This is a genomic window from Sphingobacterium sp. UBA6317 (genome assembly GCF_002440385.1).
Taxonomy (GTDB): Bacteria; Bacteroidota; Bacteroidia; order Sphingobacteriales; family Sphingobacteriaceae; genus Sphingobacterium; species Sphingobacterium multivorum.
On record NZ_DJTD01000067.1, the window covers coordinates 111934 to 126458 of the forward strand.

Genomic DNA, 14525 nt, shown 5'->3' on the forward strand with positions numbered 1-14525 from the left:
ACTTTTCTTTTTCATAACAAGCTATTTAAGAATAATCAATTTAAAAATATAGGCTTCCCAAAGCTAGAAATTACGCTAGAGCTCTACACAAATGAACAGATGCCGTAACATACCCTTTGGATTTTTCACTATAACTCAATATACGAAATTAATCTATATAACAAAAAAGTAATTTAAAAATTATATTTTTCAAAAATAAAAACAGCAGCTTCAAATAAGAAAGTTCATGTTATAAAATGGAATCTTTGCAGTCGGTATATAAATGAATCTTATCTTGCCGCATACTGTGTAAGGTATTAGGCTTTACAGTGCCATTGATTGAAGATTTATATTCTACCATCGTGTCTCCAATATTGGCCTGGGAATCTTTAGTTTTCACATTGGTAGAGAGGCTTACTAATCCTACTATAGTTAAAATTGCTAATGAATTAAAGAAGTGTATCATAAATAAAGATTGAATAGTTTATCCGCCCAATTTCAAAAAACAAACTGTAAAACACCATAATTTTTCGGTGAAAAAACAATTTTCATCGGTAAACAACAGAGTTTTACCTATTAACCGATCACCCCTTGTTATAAACGATTACAAAGAGTATTCCGTGCAAAATTTTCTGATCAGTCCTGTATTACAGATTTTCAGAGGCCCTTGACCATACTAAAAAACAGCGCGTCATCACCTACACTAAGTTCGCGGTCCAATATTAAGTTTTCTTTAATTTTGAAGCTTCCTATTTAGTCTGACTACTCAATTTCGTAAATATGTCCCATGAAAAGAATAGGAACATTTATTTTGACAACGTGTATGTTTGCAACCTCACAACTCACATTCAGTCAAAACAATATACAAAATAGGATTAGTTCAATTTTGGAAAGCAATAAAGTTGGACTACCAAATGGCTGGACACTAACCCCTGTTGGGAAACAGATAGAGCTCGGAGATTTACCGCTGAACTTAGTTATCAGTCATCATAAAAAGCTTGCAGCTGTCAGCAACAATGGACAAAGTACACAAACAATAGATCTTATCGATCTCGCTTCACAACGAAAAATCGATAGTATTGCTATACCAAAATCTTGGTATGGATTGGCTTTTTCGAGCGATGATAATACACTGTATACTTCTGGGGGACATGATAACATGATCAGGATCTATAAAATCAACGGTGGAAAAATTGCATCCAAAGATTCTATTGTTCTTGGCAAGCCATGGCCCAATAAAATAGGAATAGCCGGATTGGCTGTAGATGATAAAAACAAACAACAATTATATACTGTCACCAGAGAAGATAAAAAACTATATGTCATCGACTTAAAAACCAAAGCAACGAAAGCAACTTATGATTTGGGAGCTGAGGGGTATACCTGCCAGCTAACACCTGATGCAAAACAACTCTATATCAGCGTCTGGGGCGGAGAAAAGATTTTAGTATGGGATGTTACACAAAATAAGATAACCAAAGAGATCCCTGTGGGTAGCCACCCAAATGAAATTACGTTTAGTAAAAATGGTAAATGGCTTTTTGTCGCCAACGCAAATGACAACTCGGTATCCATAATCGATACTAAAACAGGAGCAGTCGTAGAAACATTGAATGCAGCATTGTATCCTAATGCTCCAAGTGGATCGACCAGCAATGGTGTTGCTTTGTCCACAGATGGTAAAACCCTTTACATAGCCAATGCAGACAACAATTGTTTAGCAGTATTCGACGTAAGCAAGCCTGGGAGATCTATTTCGAAAGGATTTATTCCAGTGGGCTGGTATCCAACGAATGTAAAAGTAGTCGATAAAACAATTCTGGTTACAAATGGTAAAGGCTTATCATCCAAAGCTAATCCAAAAGGTCCCAATCCGACAGACCAAAAGGAAAAAGTCGATCGTCATGCAGGCGACCTCAACAAACCAAAAGAGATACAATATATTGCTGGTCTTTTTAGGGGAACGTTAAGCTTTATACCTGATCCTAAACCAGAAGAACTCGCCCTATATTCTCGTGCGGTATACCGGAATACGCCCTATTCGAAAGAAAAAGAGCTGCAAACAGAGGGTGAAGCCGGCAACCCTATTCCAATGAAAGTTGGAGCCCCCTCTCCGATCAAATACGTATTTTATGTCATCAAAGAAAATCGTACCTACGATCAAGTTCTAGGTGATGTTAAACAAGGAAATGGAGACGCTTCACTTTGTTTATTCGGCGAAAAAATCACGCCTAATCAACACAAAATTGTCAATGAATTTGCACTTCTAGACAATTTCTATGTCGATGCGGAAGTTAGTGCGGATGGGCACAATTGGAGTATGGGTGCTTATGCCACCGACTATCTGGAGAAAACCTGGCCATCAAGCTATGGCGGTCGCGGCGGCACTTATGGAGGAGAAGGGGAACGAGAAATAGCCAACAATAAAGGCGGATTTATTTGGGATAATGCCAAGCGACATCAGGTATCTTATCGCACCTATGGTGAATTCGCAGATAAAGGAAAACCCAACGTAAAATCTTTGGAAGGGCATGTTGCCACTGGATATACAAGTTATGACCTGAGTGTTGCCGACACCACACGTATAAGACAATGGAAAGCTGATTTTGATCAACTCATCCAAAAAGGAGAAATGCCCCAATTGACAACCATTCGAATCAGCAACGACCATACGGAAGGGATGCGTGCCGGCAAAAAGTCCCCTTATGCTCATGTAGCGGACAATGACCTCGCTGTTGGGATGTTTGTTGACCATATCAGCAAGAGTCCAATCTGGAAAGAATCTGCGATCTTTATACTGGAAGATGATGCCCAGAATGGTCCTGACCATGTGGATGCACACCGTAGTCCTGCCTATTTGATTAGCCCTTATGTAAAAAGAAGATCTGTAGATCACACCATGTATTCAACCTCAGGGATGATTAGAACGATAGAGCTGATTTTAGGGATGAAACCAATGACGCAATACGACGCTGCTGCAACACCCATGTGGCGATCGTTTAGCAATAACCCCGATTATACTCCATTTGATCATGTCGACGCAAATGTAGATCTCAATGAGCGCAATCCAAGTAAAGGGAAACTAGCTGTATGGAGTGACAAATATGATTGGTCGAAAGAAGACGCGGTACCTGATTTGGTATTCAATGAAATTCTATGGCAGGGACTTAAAGGTGAATCTGCTCCAGCTCCAAAAAGAGCCGCCTTCCTAAAGGTAAGCGAACAAAAAGAGGATGATGACGATTAATGTATATTTATAAAACCACAATGGTCAGCAATAGTATCGGGATTACTGCTGGCCATTGATGAGTACCCTACCTACTCTCCTTTTTTCAGAATCCCCCGAGCAACTCCAGCATCAATCAATTTTTCTGCATATTCCCACAATACTGCTGAGCCATCCTTAATGACAGATTTTTTTTCATAAACCTTTTCATAATTTACACCAGGTTCATTCCAGGTTCCACCATTATTGGAACTATTCTGTAAAAGTGGCTCCAATCGATCCATCGCTCGTGCGAACTGTGCTTCCGGCGTTTGACCAGCTTCAAATTCTTCCCAGATCGCAATGAGTTCCTCTGCTTGCTGCCCAGGCAAAATTCCAAAAATCCGCTGAGCTGCCAAACGCTCCGCACTTGTATTGGTATGGTTTTTTCCTGTATCATAGATAAAAGTATCACCTGCATCGATTTCGACGATATCATGTATCAATACCATTTTGACTACCTTCAATAAATCCACTGATTGATTTGCATGTTCTAAAAGCACAATAGCCATTAGGGCAAGATGCCAACTGTGTTCAGCGTCATTTTCGGGACGGTCACTATTGAAAAGTTTTGTCCTGCGCTGGATATATTTAATCTTGTCGATCTCCTTAATAAACTCGATCTGTTGTAATAATTTGTCTGAAAGCATCACTCTGAATCACTTATACAATTGAATAATACATAAAATTACTCTTTTTGAGCCACAGCCTACTTGTCATTTGGCAAATTCATTCAAACCATATATTATTGACACCCATCGGACAATCCAAACTACCGATATAATCGCAACATTTATTAAATTTGATTGACATCAAATCCCATTGTGATTTATGAAAAAAATAGGCTTTTTATCTTTTGGCCATTGGTCCAAGCATCCCGCATATAGTACGCAGACCGCAAGCGATACTTTATTGCAATCCATAGATCTAGCAGTAGCTGCTGAAGAAATAGGCATAGATGGTGCATATTTCCGTGTACACCATTTTGCGAATCAGCTAGCATCTCCCTTTCCTTTATTATCGGCCATTGGAGCCAAAACCTCAAAAATTGAGATCGGCACCGGTGTCATTGATATGCGCTATGAAAACCCCCTTTATATGGTGGAAGACGCTGGAGCTGCAGATCTAATCTCCGGGGGCAGATTGCAGCTCGGCATCAGCAGAGGATCGCCTGAACAAGTAATAGATGGTTGGCGTCACTTTGGTTACAATATCAACGAGGGCGAAACAGATGCTGATATGGGAAGGCAAAAAGCATTGGAATTTTTAGAAAAACTTAAAGGAATTGGTTTCGCTGAACCAAATCCCTATCCAATGTTTCCAAACCCGCCCGGTCTGCTGAGGCTCGAACCCCATTCGGAAGGGTTACGTGATCGTATCTGGTGGGGAGCAGCATCGAACGCCACGGCTGTATGGGCTGCTCAAAACAGAATGCACCTGCAAAGTTCCACTTTGAAATATGATGAAAATGGCAAACCTTTTCATATTCAGCAGGCCGAACAAATACGTTTATACAAAGAGGCCTGGAAAGCAGCAGGGCACCCTGGTGAACCCCGCGTTTCAGTCAGTCGATCCATATTCGCTCTGGTCGATGATTTAGATCGTTATTACTTCGGGCAAGAGGCGGACAAAACAGATAAAATTGGGATAATCGAATCGGACAAGCGGACGATTTTTGGGCGAAGTTATGCCGCAGAACCAGATCAACTCGTGAAAGAATTAGCGCAAGATGAAGCAATACAGGAAGCAGACACGCTATTATTGACCATTCCAAATACGCTAGGGGTCGACTACAATGTCCACATTCTTTCAGCCATTTTGGAACACGTAGCTCCCGAACTTGGTTGGCGTTAACTCCTCTTTCGTATGATAAAGAACATTCGCTACAAAACAAAAATTGCAGTCATTGGTGCGGGTCAGGCTGGACTTTCTGCTGCTTATCATTTGAAGAAGCTCGGACTTAAAATCGGGCCGGATTTTATCATCCTGGATGAAGCCTCTGCACCAGGAGGAGCCTGGCAATTTCGCTGGGACTCCCTTACCTTAAGTACAGTCAATAAAATATACGATTTGCCCGGCATGTCGTTTGAGGAGACTTTATCAACAAAAGGGGCGGAAGTTCAAGCCAACACCGCTGTTCCCCATTATTTTAAACTTTATGAAGAAAAATTTGGACTTCAAGTATATCGACCAGCTAAAGTAGAAAAAGTCTACATGTACCAAGATCGCTTTCATATCGATACGGCAGAAACTCTTTTCTCAGCACTCGGTATTATCAACGCCACTGGAACATGGGAAAACCCCTATATTCCTACCTATTCAGGTGCAGAATTATTTCGGGGCGAGCAACTCCACACAAAGGATTTTAAAACTGCAGAGTATTTTCGTGGCAAACATGTTATTGTTGTTGGAGCCGGTATTTCTGCCATTCAGCTATTGGACCAAATTTCCCAGGTTACAACGACAACCTGGATAACACGACGACCGCCTTTATTCAGAGAGGGGCCATTTGATGACATGGCCGGGCATAATGCGGTTGCTATGGTAGAGGAACGTGTACGATTGGGGCTTTCACATTTGTCTGTCGTTTCCGTTACGGGCCTCCCCTATTCTACAGAAATCCAGGAGATGGAAAAACGGGGTGTCCTTCAACGTTTTCCAATGTTTCAAGAAATAACAGAAAAGGGGATCAAATGGGCCAATGGAACAGAACAACAAGCAGATGTTATACTTTGGAATACAGGCTTTAAAAGTTCATTGAGCCATCTAGACGCAGTGCTACCAAAAGAAAAACAGGGTGGCATTCAAATGGCAGGCAGACTAGCGACCATGGTCGCTAAAGAACCAAGAATTCACCTCGTGGGTTATGGTCCATCAGCATCGACAATCGGTGCAAACCGTGCAGGTAGCGCCGCAGCTAGAGAACTTCTAAAAACGCTTTCAGCTGCCGACCTGAACACAAATAAATTTAGTGGGAGCCAACTATAATGGTAGTTTCAATTTTGAGTACAATAATAAAAAGTCAAAGCAGTGGATTCGGTCGTTTTAAAAAGTGACCTGAGTCATTACAACCCTTCATTGGATTCAAATTGGATTGCCAATTATTGGCAAAATAATTATGTTAAATTACTGGAACATGCACAATTATTTCAGGTGAGAAGAAAAAAACCGCTCTACTATTTCAAATAAGTTGAATCAACGACATATACTTTAAACACTACGGGTCACAGTAAATCCACTAATCGAAATCCAACGATTATCCATATATTCTTATTTCATATTTCTGTATATTTAAAATTATAAAAATTCGTAAAGCAAAGCCAAACAATTTATAAATGAAGCCTCAGATTATCAGTCCAGATACATCCATTGCATTATTCGTAAAGGCGATCCTAGTGTTTGAAAGTCAGAAGAATGATTGCGTAAACTTACCTTTTTATGCTGATGGTTACCCTGGTTTATTGTTTCAACGATGCTATGGTGATTTTACAATCAAGCCTCATGATAAAAAGATGCCGACGATTTTTCTCTATGGTCAGACAATAAAACCGATTTCAATCGATGTAACAGGGCCTTTTCAGATTATCGTTTTTCAATTTTACCCATTTGTATTACGGACATTTTGGGGCATCTCGCCCGAAAGCATAAACGACGACTGTTATGATCTAGATACTCCTTCAAATACAACCTTCCACCAACTTACCGGCACATTATCCTCATCTTCAAGCACTGAAAACAGCATCCAACTATTGATACAATCTCTTCTCAGCTTTTTCGATAGCAAGAAAAATAAACTTGATTTTTCGATTCAGCGAGCAATCCTTGAAATCATCGAAAACCAGGGCCAAATCATTATTAAAGAAATTGCAAAAAGAGAAGCATTGAACATCCGAACTTTTGAAAGAAGGTTTTTCAAGGAAACTGGAATATCCGCTAAACAATTCGCTAAAATGGTACAATTTCAGGCCGCTTTTAAACAGCTCAATAGCAAAGACTTCCGAAAGATAACGGAAATTGTTTATGAAAATGGATTTTCCGACCAATCGCATTTTATTCGTGTCTTTAAGACTTTCACAGGCACAACTCCAGCGTCATTTAACAAAAAATAGATTACTGTCGTTTTTATTCTATATTGACTCCCTGATTATCATAACTTTTGTATTGTCTAAGGTCGAGTGCAACGAAAGTGTGTATTTTTTTAGCCTCAACTCCTTCGAAAAATTTACGATAAGAAAACAATGCTTTGATAAATCAGAACGCTTAGACAATTGAGTTCAGCAAAACATGATACATCAAAAAAATATAGACATGAAATTACAAGACATCATTTTAGCGCTGGCAACAATATTTTCGGCTATCATATCAGGCTTATTTTTTTCGTATACCTTTTCGGTCAATTTGGGGCTACATAAACTCAACGATAAAGCCTATCTGACCGCCATGCAAAATATTAATAAAGAAATACTAAACTCAGCTTTTTACTGCTGTTTTCTGGGCGCCCCAATTTTATTATTGATGGCTACAATATTATTTTTTGATCTATCGTCACCAAAATTTTATCTAATACTAGTAGCATGCCTAAGCTATATCATTGGTGTATTTGTAGTCACAGGCACACAAAATGTCCCCTTGAACAATCAATTGGCCTCGATCGACCTATCTATATCTCCAGAAAAATCTTTAAGACTTGCACGTGATGCCTTTGAAAAACCCTGGGTATTTTGGAATAACATCCGAACTTGCTGCTCTTTACTTACACTCACTTGTTTAATTATTAACTTGGTATTTTTTAAAGCAAGAAATTGATCATAATATGAGGTAATAGTTTAGGATCAAATACCATATAGCCCGTTTACTGGCATTTCCACCGAAAAAAACTTGCTATTATTTACCGACCTCTTTTAGACGAAAAAAAGTCCAATGTATGCGAATTTAAATCCATTCCCCCCGAATTTAAATCAAGTGCTAAAACCTCTTCCTCAATACCTTACTTTTATAAAAATTAATCGACGGATGTTATTGAATGTGAGTGTAAATCAGCATGAAGGCAGGTATATCGAAGATTCCAAAAAATCTTCGATAGATTACCAAAACATAAATAAGCAGAAGTTGTCTATCAATAAAAATAGTCTTTACAATTAATGAAATTTTTCCCATGAAACCAAAACACTTAATTTCAACATCACTGTTGGTATGTTCCGGCATCGTGTTGTTCACATCTTGCAATGGCAGTTCTGTCGATACGGTAAAAGCGATCGAATCAACTATGACAATCAAAACAAAACCATCACGTTAACAGGTGAATTTGATGCGCCTTCTTTTACATTCTCATCAGGAAAATCAAAAACTATGGCCATGAATTTCGTAGTTAAATCCCATGCATTTAGTTCTGAAAAATTCACTGCATTCAGCGTTATATCACCTGTAGGGACAGAAAAAAACAATGTTTTATTTGAAATTCCCGAAGACCAGAAAAATTATACGCTTAAGAACTTTTATGTATTTGACGATAAGGGAGAAAAAATCAACCTAGATTCTCATACAACATTCAAGATGACGGGAACAGTACACTACAATGAGATGGAAAAACCTGAAAATGAACGGGAAAAAGATAATTTTTCCTATAAAATAACTGATGTAAGCTTTGTAAAAGATTAAAACTGACAACAATTGATTGCATAAGAAATAAAAAAGCCAGATTTCAACACCTGGCTTCAAAAATAAACATATGATGATTAGTAAATGGCAAGTCCATAGGTACAACTCAGTAAATAGTTGGTTTATTCGAAAATGCCTCAACCCCGTTCTGATAACCTAAGCACATGTACCTATTATTTCAATTGAACGCCACGGACATGCCTGAATAATGAGCAACCAATATTCTCGTCACGTTATCAGCCTTCTTAACGTTAAATATATACTAAGAGCGCCAAGACAGCAAGCAACAACATGTCCGCATACGTTCAATTTATAGCCAAATATAGAAATAAAAACTAATATAATTAGTTTTTATTTCTATATTTTTTAGTATAACCCTAGAGACTTAATACTGAGAACTTTCAGCTTAACAGCGTGTGATTGGGTTAATTTATCGCACATATAGCTGAAACAAAAAGGTCCACCTATTAACTTTGGTGCGAAAAGATGAACTGTCAAAACGAAATTAATCTGAGCTAGGCTATTCCTAAAGCGAACGGCTGATATCTACAACATTAAAAATTTGGTCAACATCATCCAAACTTACCTCAAAATCTGGGTACCTTGTTTTATCAGCATTTAGCGAACGAAGGGTAAGAATTCCGTTATTGACATCATGATGAGCAATTTCTTTAATAATAACTCCTTCATATTTATGTACAACAACCCAATACCGATATTTGTGGGTATGAAATTTTGATTGCCATAACTCTCTTTTAATCAAACGTCCCGTCACAATATCGCCATCCAATACACTTGCGTCTGTTCCATCGGTCATACTATCACCACTAACTTCAAAAGAACGATAGGCACCTTTATGAAACTCAGTGACTGTAATAAAATGTGCCGGTAAATCGTCCATATATTCAGCATCAGAAAAGCCAGAAAGATACCCGGCTTTAGCTTTCTCTGTGACAAGTTTTGTCTGCATCAAATATCGTCCTGGGGAAACTTCAAAAAATATATTATTCTTATTTTCGTCAATAAACTTGACGTCCTCCGAAAAATATCCTATTGACTTACCATTACCAATACTAAGCATGGCGATCGTGTCTGGTTGCACTAAAGGAGCTACCTCCATTCTTTCACCTTTTCCATACAGCAACCAGTCATACTGAACATGAGGAAAAGCCGCTTGAATACGTGTTTTCATCGTAAGTCCAATAGGATACTCTCCTTTTTTAATACGCGAGTACACCTGCTCGCGTACCCCTAGTAAAGACGCGAATTCACGGTTAGTAACGCGCATCTCCAAGCGTAAAACTTCAAAGTTATTATTTGGATAAGTTTCCATAGTCGATCGGGTATTTAACAAATGTTACACAAATATATAACAATCTGACACTAAGTTACACAACTTATTAAACCTAAACAAATAGACAATCAAAATAAAACAATAATAATCTAATTATCAATATATTACAGTTAAACAAATAAGTTTACAATTTGATATAAAAAGTAAAAATTAGGTTTTAATAAACTTGCAAGATTAACAAATTTGTTTAACTTTGTTAAACAATAAAAAAATATAGACCCCTAGAATAGATAAGCCGGGTAGTAAGCAGATCAGCTATTCGTTGGATTTGCAATTTGCGAGACAAAAATCAGTTCATACTTAAAGATAAAAGAAAATGGAACAGCTCATGTCACAACATCTCAGACAGCCCACTGTATACACAGTGGATTATTATCAACTACAAAAAACCAGCAATATTTTACGAAAAGAGGAAAGCAGTATAGTAACCGACAAAAATCGTTCACAACGTATGAACACATTATATTATTCATTCATCATGAGTTTCTTAAAAGAAAATCATCCCGAGATACTAAAATCCATCGATAAGATCTATGAATCTGATCTTTCCAAAATCAGCCAAGTAATTGACTGTTATTGTCAATTTGTGGGTATTCCTTCTCAGCAGATTATGGGAGAATATATCAATTACAAGGACATACAGCATCGTTACAAAGCTATCGCCGTTGTTCTACGTATCTTTCAGCCGGAAAAATTAAATAATCTGAAAACAAAAGTAAGAAGTAGCATATACAAGGAACTTGGTCCTTACTTAAAAATAAACAATGACACATTACAGAAATCTATCATCTGCGCTTGCAATCAATTTGACCTCTATCGTGATTTCAAAAAAGAGATTAAACAGATTGCCAATTATTACCTTATTGACCGGCATTTCGATGGGGATTAATATTATTTTATACAATCACAGCAGCTCTGCTCATTCAGCAACTGTATCCAGCTCTACAAAATAGTCCTTGAATTTTATACTCAAGGACTATTTCGTGTTATTTACTGAATTTTATTAAAATATAATGGTAACGATCTTTTTAATGGGTAACTACCAAATTCTAATCAACTTACGTTTATTTATCCACCAAATAATCAAGCCGACCAATATACTGCACCCCATTAAAAAATAAAGAAGACTTGACACTGCTGGTTTTGCAACCTCTTTTGATTGTTCTTTAGTTAGCTCCGTTTTCGTTTCAATTTGCTGACTACTTTTTGCTTTGTGATCTTTCCAATTGGTATTTAACCTTCTTTCAAGCTGCAGCTTTTCAGAATAATGTTCCTTTTTCGCATAGACTTTCCCCTTATGTAGCTGAACAACGCCATCCTGCATAATCTGAATCCCCTCACCTTCAACTTGCATCACATATTCATCTGTTACCAAAGCCTCTTTAGCTAATCCAACAACTTGTATATGTCCTGTCTTCTGTGCTATAGTAGCAGACTCTGTATTTTTTTCTTTGATGCCAAACTCTTGTGATGCATTGGTTTTCTCAACCTTTTTAAACAAACCGCAGCTGCTAACCAGTAGCAGCATTGCGATTATCTGTAGTGTATTTTTCATTTTTAACGCGCTTTAATTCAATCTGTAGCCTATTATAAAGTTTCATAAGATCATCATATTTTACCTGCAAATCCGCTAAAGTCTTAGCACAAGACATACGTTCGTCATTTGCCAAATGTAACCCTTCATTAAGATCTTCAATGATCGTCCGTAAATGCTCAATATCTTTCTCTAACCTATTGGCATAGCCTTCCCATTTTTCAATTACCTTTCCGGCATTCTCAACATTTGTCGCCTCCACCTCGGCTTGCTGCTTAGGCCTTCCAACAAGATACCCCCCTACAGCTGTCGCTACAGGGATAATCAATTTCTCTAAAATCTCAAGTAATTCCATTATAATTTCCTTTTGTTAACGGTTTAAATTTTTCCCAGGGAAATTGTACCCCTGGATCCTCCTTTCTTTCAGGTGCAATATCCGAATGCCCTAAAATCTCTCGAATCGGATAAGTACGGATAATTGCTTTACATACTGCTATCGCCGCATTGATCTGCTTTTCAGTGTAACTCTCCATCCCTTTATTTTGCAATTCGATTCCAATGCTACAGTTATTCAAATTTTTTTGACCGGCCCAAGTACTAAGGCCTGCATGCCAACATTTTGTATTAAAAAGCGCCAATTGCGTTATGATACCATCACGACTAATATGAAGATGAGCGGAAACCTTGCTCCGGGAATCGGTCATCCAATCAATTGCACTTGTAGCATTGGACGCACCGTCGTAATGCATAATAATATAAACGGGTTTAATAATCCCACCTTTGTTTGGTGTTTCTCTATAAGAAACACCGATAAGTTTGTTTTCTTTAATTTCCATATCACGATTTTTTTATGAATTAATCTGTCTTACACTAAAAAACTTGTATTGAGAGAAGGGAAACACACTTTATTAGAGTTATTTAGCTTCTATTTTATACAAAGTTAAGCGTGATCCTGCGCAGTGAAGCGCACTATTAGCTGGATGTAAGCGGTAGGTTACAGATACCGAATATTGTGCAAAATTTTCATCGATGTACGTATACACCAAAAGCGAGCTTAACAGGACTTGCTCTTCATAGCACTCTCAAAAGCGAGAATAACACAACAAAATACTACTATAATTTATGGGAATATGTTGCCAAGACCGTGATATCATTGTCAAGCCATATCACAACAGACCATCCTTGAAGAGACATCAAACATTTCCTGTATTCCTTTGTTATTTGTTTGTTATAGCATAGGATAAGTTATACCGTGAAGGCTAGGAAGTTGGTTCGCCTAGCCTTTTTTGACGAATAAAACCAACATATTTGACTGATCCGTCCATCGCAATGACGTAGCCATTTTTTACAGAAGTTTCAATTTACATCACATTGTTTCCATGCGGTATATAATGAGATTAAGAACGCTTTCGTCGCTGTGGTCATGTACAAAATCCTTCGATTTTTTATTAAATTCGTATGGAAGAAATCTAAATTCAATCGATTAAATGTTATATCAAAAGATGCGATCGATTGACATCTTCATTTAACTTTACAGACGTAAATCTTGATTTACAATACAATGAACAAGTTTGCTTTATTAGTCGGGAACGACATTAATAATATTTCACCAGGGATAAGCTGGAGTGATTTGCTACACAACATCAAAGAAAAGTATAAAGTTAGCTCATTGGAAAATGGACAAAAACCGTTCCCTATGTTGTATGAGGAAATATTCCTTAACGCAATTCGAGAAAAGCATATTAATGAAAGAGAACTTAAAAGCTATATATCGGATTGTGTCTCTCAAATCAATCAAAATGAAATCCACCAATTAATTCGGGATCTCTCGATCGAAAATATCATCACAACTAACTATGAATTCAGTTTAGAAGGAGAAACCGCAACAGCAAATGCTGGCCTTATCCGTGAAACAACCTACAGTGTATTTCGTAAACACCAAATCGGCAACACGAACTATTGGCACATCCACGGCGACTGCCTAAATCCCTCTTCCATTAACCTCGGTTATGAACATTACTGTGGTCAATTGCAAAAAATGAGGGATTATGTCGTTAATGGGACAAATTATAATTCGCAAACAGTCTACAAGGCTGCATTAATTAAAAGATTAAGTCGAAAAAAAGATACTAAACTCCAATCATGGATTGATTTATTTTTTACAAAGGATATCCATATCCTAGGCCTATCGCTTGATTTTGTAGAAATAGACCTTTGGTGGTTGCTAACCTACCGCGCCAGAAATAAGTTTTATAGACGAAGTACCTTTATTGAAAATAAACTCTTCTATTATACAACAAAAAAATGGTACGCGCTCTCCAAAGATAAAATGCAATTACTTCAAGCAAACGATGTTGAAATTGTTGTTATTGACGAAACCGATAAAACGAAATACTACAAGAAAGTCCTCGCCAGCATCAAAAAAATATAGGTTATCCAGCAAAATATTAAGTTGAACCTCAAAGCAATTTATAGATTTCTAGCTTGTTATCATGTCATTAATTGAAAAAGAATTTCGCGTTGCCAAACAAAATAAATTTACATTAAGCATTGAAAGCTTGGTGAATCGTCCAAAATCTGAACAGCAAGCTAATTAGGCACATTATCCACTAGTTTATTTCATCTAACGAGCCCCAAATAATGAGACATCCTTACGCAACCGTTATTTCATGCTGAAAACGATTGGCGACCAAAGTCAGTGAAACTACGCAATCAGGCCTTTACCAACTGATGGA

13 protein-coding genes are annotated in these 14525 nt (G+C 37.6%); 8 read left to right on the forward strand and 5 right to left on the reverse strand.

Annotation, left to right across the window (positions count from 1 at the left end):
- Positions 1-766 precede the first annotated feature (766 nt).
- A complete protein-coding gene (locus B3E92_RS22060) occupies positions 767-3226 on the forward strand; it encodes a bifunctional YncE family protein/alkaline phosphatase family protein (protein ID WP_286752512.1) in 2460 nt (819 codons plus the stop codon).
- Positions 3227-3297: 71 nt separating this feature from the next.
- On the opposite strand, the gene B3E92_RS22065 is transcribed toward B3E92_RS22060, so the two are convergent.
- Entirely contained in the window at positions 3298-3894 is a 597-nt protein-coding gene (locus B3E92_RS22065; RefSeq protein ID WP_286752511.1) for an HD domain-containing protein, read from the reverse strand.
- A gap of 181 nt (positions 3895-4075) precedes the next feature.
- Here B3E92_RS22065 and B3E92_RS22070 point away from each other — a divergent pair, with 181 nt between their 5' ends.
- The 5 genes from B3E92_RS22070 (at position 4076) to B3E92_RS22090 (ending at position 8902) form a co-directional block, all read left to right on the forward strand.
- A complete protein-coding gene (locus B3E92_RS22070; protein WP_115049776.1) occupies positions 4076-5098 on the forward strand; it encodes an LLM class flavin-dependent oxidoreductase in 1023 nt (340 codons plus the stop codon).
- 12 nt (positions 5099-5110) lie between these two features.
- A complete protein-coding gene (locus tag B3E92_RS22075; RefSeq protein WP_286898390.1) occupies positions 5111-6232 on the forward strand; it encodes an NAD(P)-binding domain-containing protein in 1122 nt (373 codons plus the stop codon).
- Between the two features lie 347 nt (positions 6233-6579).
- Positions 6580-7353, forward strand: a complete 774-nt coding sequence (locus B3E92_RS22080) for a helix-turn-helix domain-containing protein (RefSeq protein WP_115049772.1) — start codon at positions 6580-6582, stop codon at positions 7351-7353.
- A gap of 199 nt (positions 7354-7552) precedes the next feature.
- Positions 7553-8050 (forward strand): DUF1772 domain-containing protein, encoded by a 498-nt coding sequence (locus tag B3E92_RS22085; RefSeq protein ID WP_286898392.1) that lies wholly within the window; start codon positions 7553-7555, stop codon positions 8048-8050.
- A 549-nt stretch (positions 8051-8599) separates the two neighbouring features.
- Positions 8600-8902 (forward strand): hypothetical protein, encoded by a 303-nt coding sequence (locus B3E92_RS22090; RefSeq protein ID WP_286898393.1) that lies wholly within the window; start codon positions 8600-8602, stop codon positions 8900-8902.
- 526 nt (positions 8903-9428) lie between these two features.
- Here the strand turns inward: B3E92_RS22090 and B3E92_RS22095 are convergent.
- Complete coding sequence (locus B3E92_RS22095) at positions 9429-10235, reverse strand: LexA family transcriptional regulator (RefSeq protein WP_286767662.1); 807 nt, start codon at positions 10233-10235, stop codon at positions 9429-9431.
- Between the two features lie 337 nt (positions 10236-10572).
- On the opposite strand from B3E92_RS22095, the gene B3E92_RS22100 reads away from it, so the two are divergent.
- Positions 10573-11145, forward strand: a complete 573-nt coding sequence (locus B3E92_RS22100; RefSeq protein ID WP_286767661.1) for a hypothetical protein — start codon at positions 10573-10575, stop codon at positions 11143-11145.
- 150 nt (positions 11146-11295) lie between these two features.
- Here B3E92_RS22100 and B3E92_RS22105 read toward each other — a convergent pair whose 3' ends face one another.
- Genes B3E92_RS22105 through B3E92_RS22115 form a run of 3 tightly spaced genes read right to left on the reverse strand, consistent with a single transcriptional unit; the run spans position 11296 to position 12626 of the window.
- The gene (locus tag B3E92_RS22105; protein ID WP_115049766.1) at positions 11296-11811 is read right to left on the reverse strand and encodes a hypothetical protein; all 516 of its coding nucleotides are present in this window, start codon (positions 11809-11811) and stop codon (positions 11296-11298) included.
- Positions 11768-12145: a hypothetical protein gene (locus B3E92_RS22110; protein WP_046671699.1), complete on the reverse strand. Its 378-nt coding sequence runs from the start codon at positions 12143-12145 to the stop codon at positions 11768-11770. The genes B3E92_RS22105 and B3E92_RS22110 overlap by 44 nt, the downstream gene beginning before the upstream one ends.
- A complete protein-coding gene (locus tag B3E92_RS22115; RefSeq protein ID WP_070565190.1) occupies positions 12132-12626 on the reverse strand; it encodes an N-acetylmuramoyl-L-alanine amidase in 495 nt (164 codons plus the stop codon). The genes B3E92_RS22110 and B3E92_RS22115 overlap by 14 nt, the downstream gene beginning before the upstream one ends.
- A 725-nt stretch (positions 12627-13351) precedes the next feature.
- Here B3E92_RS22115 and B3E92_RS22120 point away from each other — a divergent pair.
- A complete protein-coding gene (locus B3E92_RS22120) occupies positions 13352-14221 on the forward strand; it encodes an SIR2 family protein (protein ID WP_286767660.1) in 870 nt (289 codons plus the stop codon).
- The last annotated feature ends 304 nt before the right edge of the window (positions 14222-14525 follow it).

What these genes read in the sequence shown, in the direction of transcription:
- B3E92_RS22060 (WP_286752512.1), top strand. Translation starts at nt 767, where the DNA reads ATGAAAAGAATAGGAACATTTATTTTGACAACGTGTATGTTTGCAACC.
- B3E92_RS22065 (WP_286752511.1), bottom strand. Translation starts at nt 3,894, where the DNA reads ATGCTTTCAGACAAATTATTACAACAGATCGAGTTTATTAAGGAGATC.
- B3E92_RS22070 (WP_115049776.1), top strand. Translation starts at nt 4,076, where the DNA reads ATGAAAAAAATAGGCTTTTTATCTTTTGGCCATTGGTCCAAGCATCCC.
- B3E92_RS22075 (WP_286898390.1), top strand. Translation starts at nt 5,111, where the DNA reads ATGATAAAGAACATTCGCTACAAAACAAAAATTGCAGTCATTGGTGCG.
- B3E92_RS22080 (WP_115049772.1), top strand. Translation starts at nt 6,580, where the DNA reads ATGAAGCCTCAGATTATCAGTCCAGATACATCCATTGCATTATTCGTA.
- B3E92_RS22085 (WP_286898392.1), top strand. Translation starts at nt 7,553, where the DNA reads ATGAAATTACAAGACATCATTTTAGCGCTGGCAACAATATTTTCGGCT.
- B3E92_RS22090 (WP_286898393.1), top strand. Translation starts at nt 8,600, where the DNA reads ATGAATTTCGTAGTTAAATCCCATGCATTTAGTTCTGAAAAATTCACT.
- B3E92_RS22095 (WP_286767662.1), bottom strand. Translation starts at nt 10,235, where the DNA reads ATGGAAACTTATCCAAATAATAACTTTGAAGTTTTACGCTTGGAGATG.
- B3E92_RS22100 (WP_286767661.1), top strand. Translation starts at nt 10,573, where the DNA reads ATGGAACAGCTCATGTCACAACATCTCAGACAGCCCACTGTATACACA.
- B3E92_RS22105 (WP_115049766.1), bottom strand. Translation starts at nt 11,811, where the DNA reads ATGAAAAATACACTACAGATAATCGCAATGCTGCTACTGGTTAGCAGC.
- B3E92_RS22110 (WP_046671699.1), bottom strand. Translation starts at nt 12,145, where the DNA reads ATGGAATTACTTGAGATTTTAGAGAAATTGATTATCCCTGTAGCGACA.
- B3E92_RS22115 (WP_070565190.1), bottom strand. Translation starts at nt 12,626, where the DNA reads ATGGAAATTAAAGAAAACAAACTTATCGGTGTTTCTTATAGAGAAACA.
- B3E92_RS22120 (WP_286767660.1), top strand. Translation starts at nt 13,352, where the DNA reads ATGAACAAGTTTGCTTTATTAGTCGGGAACGACATTAATAATATTTCA.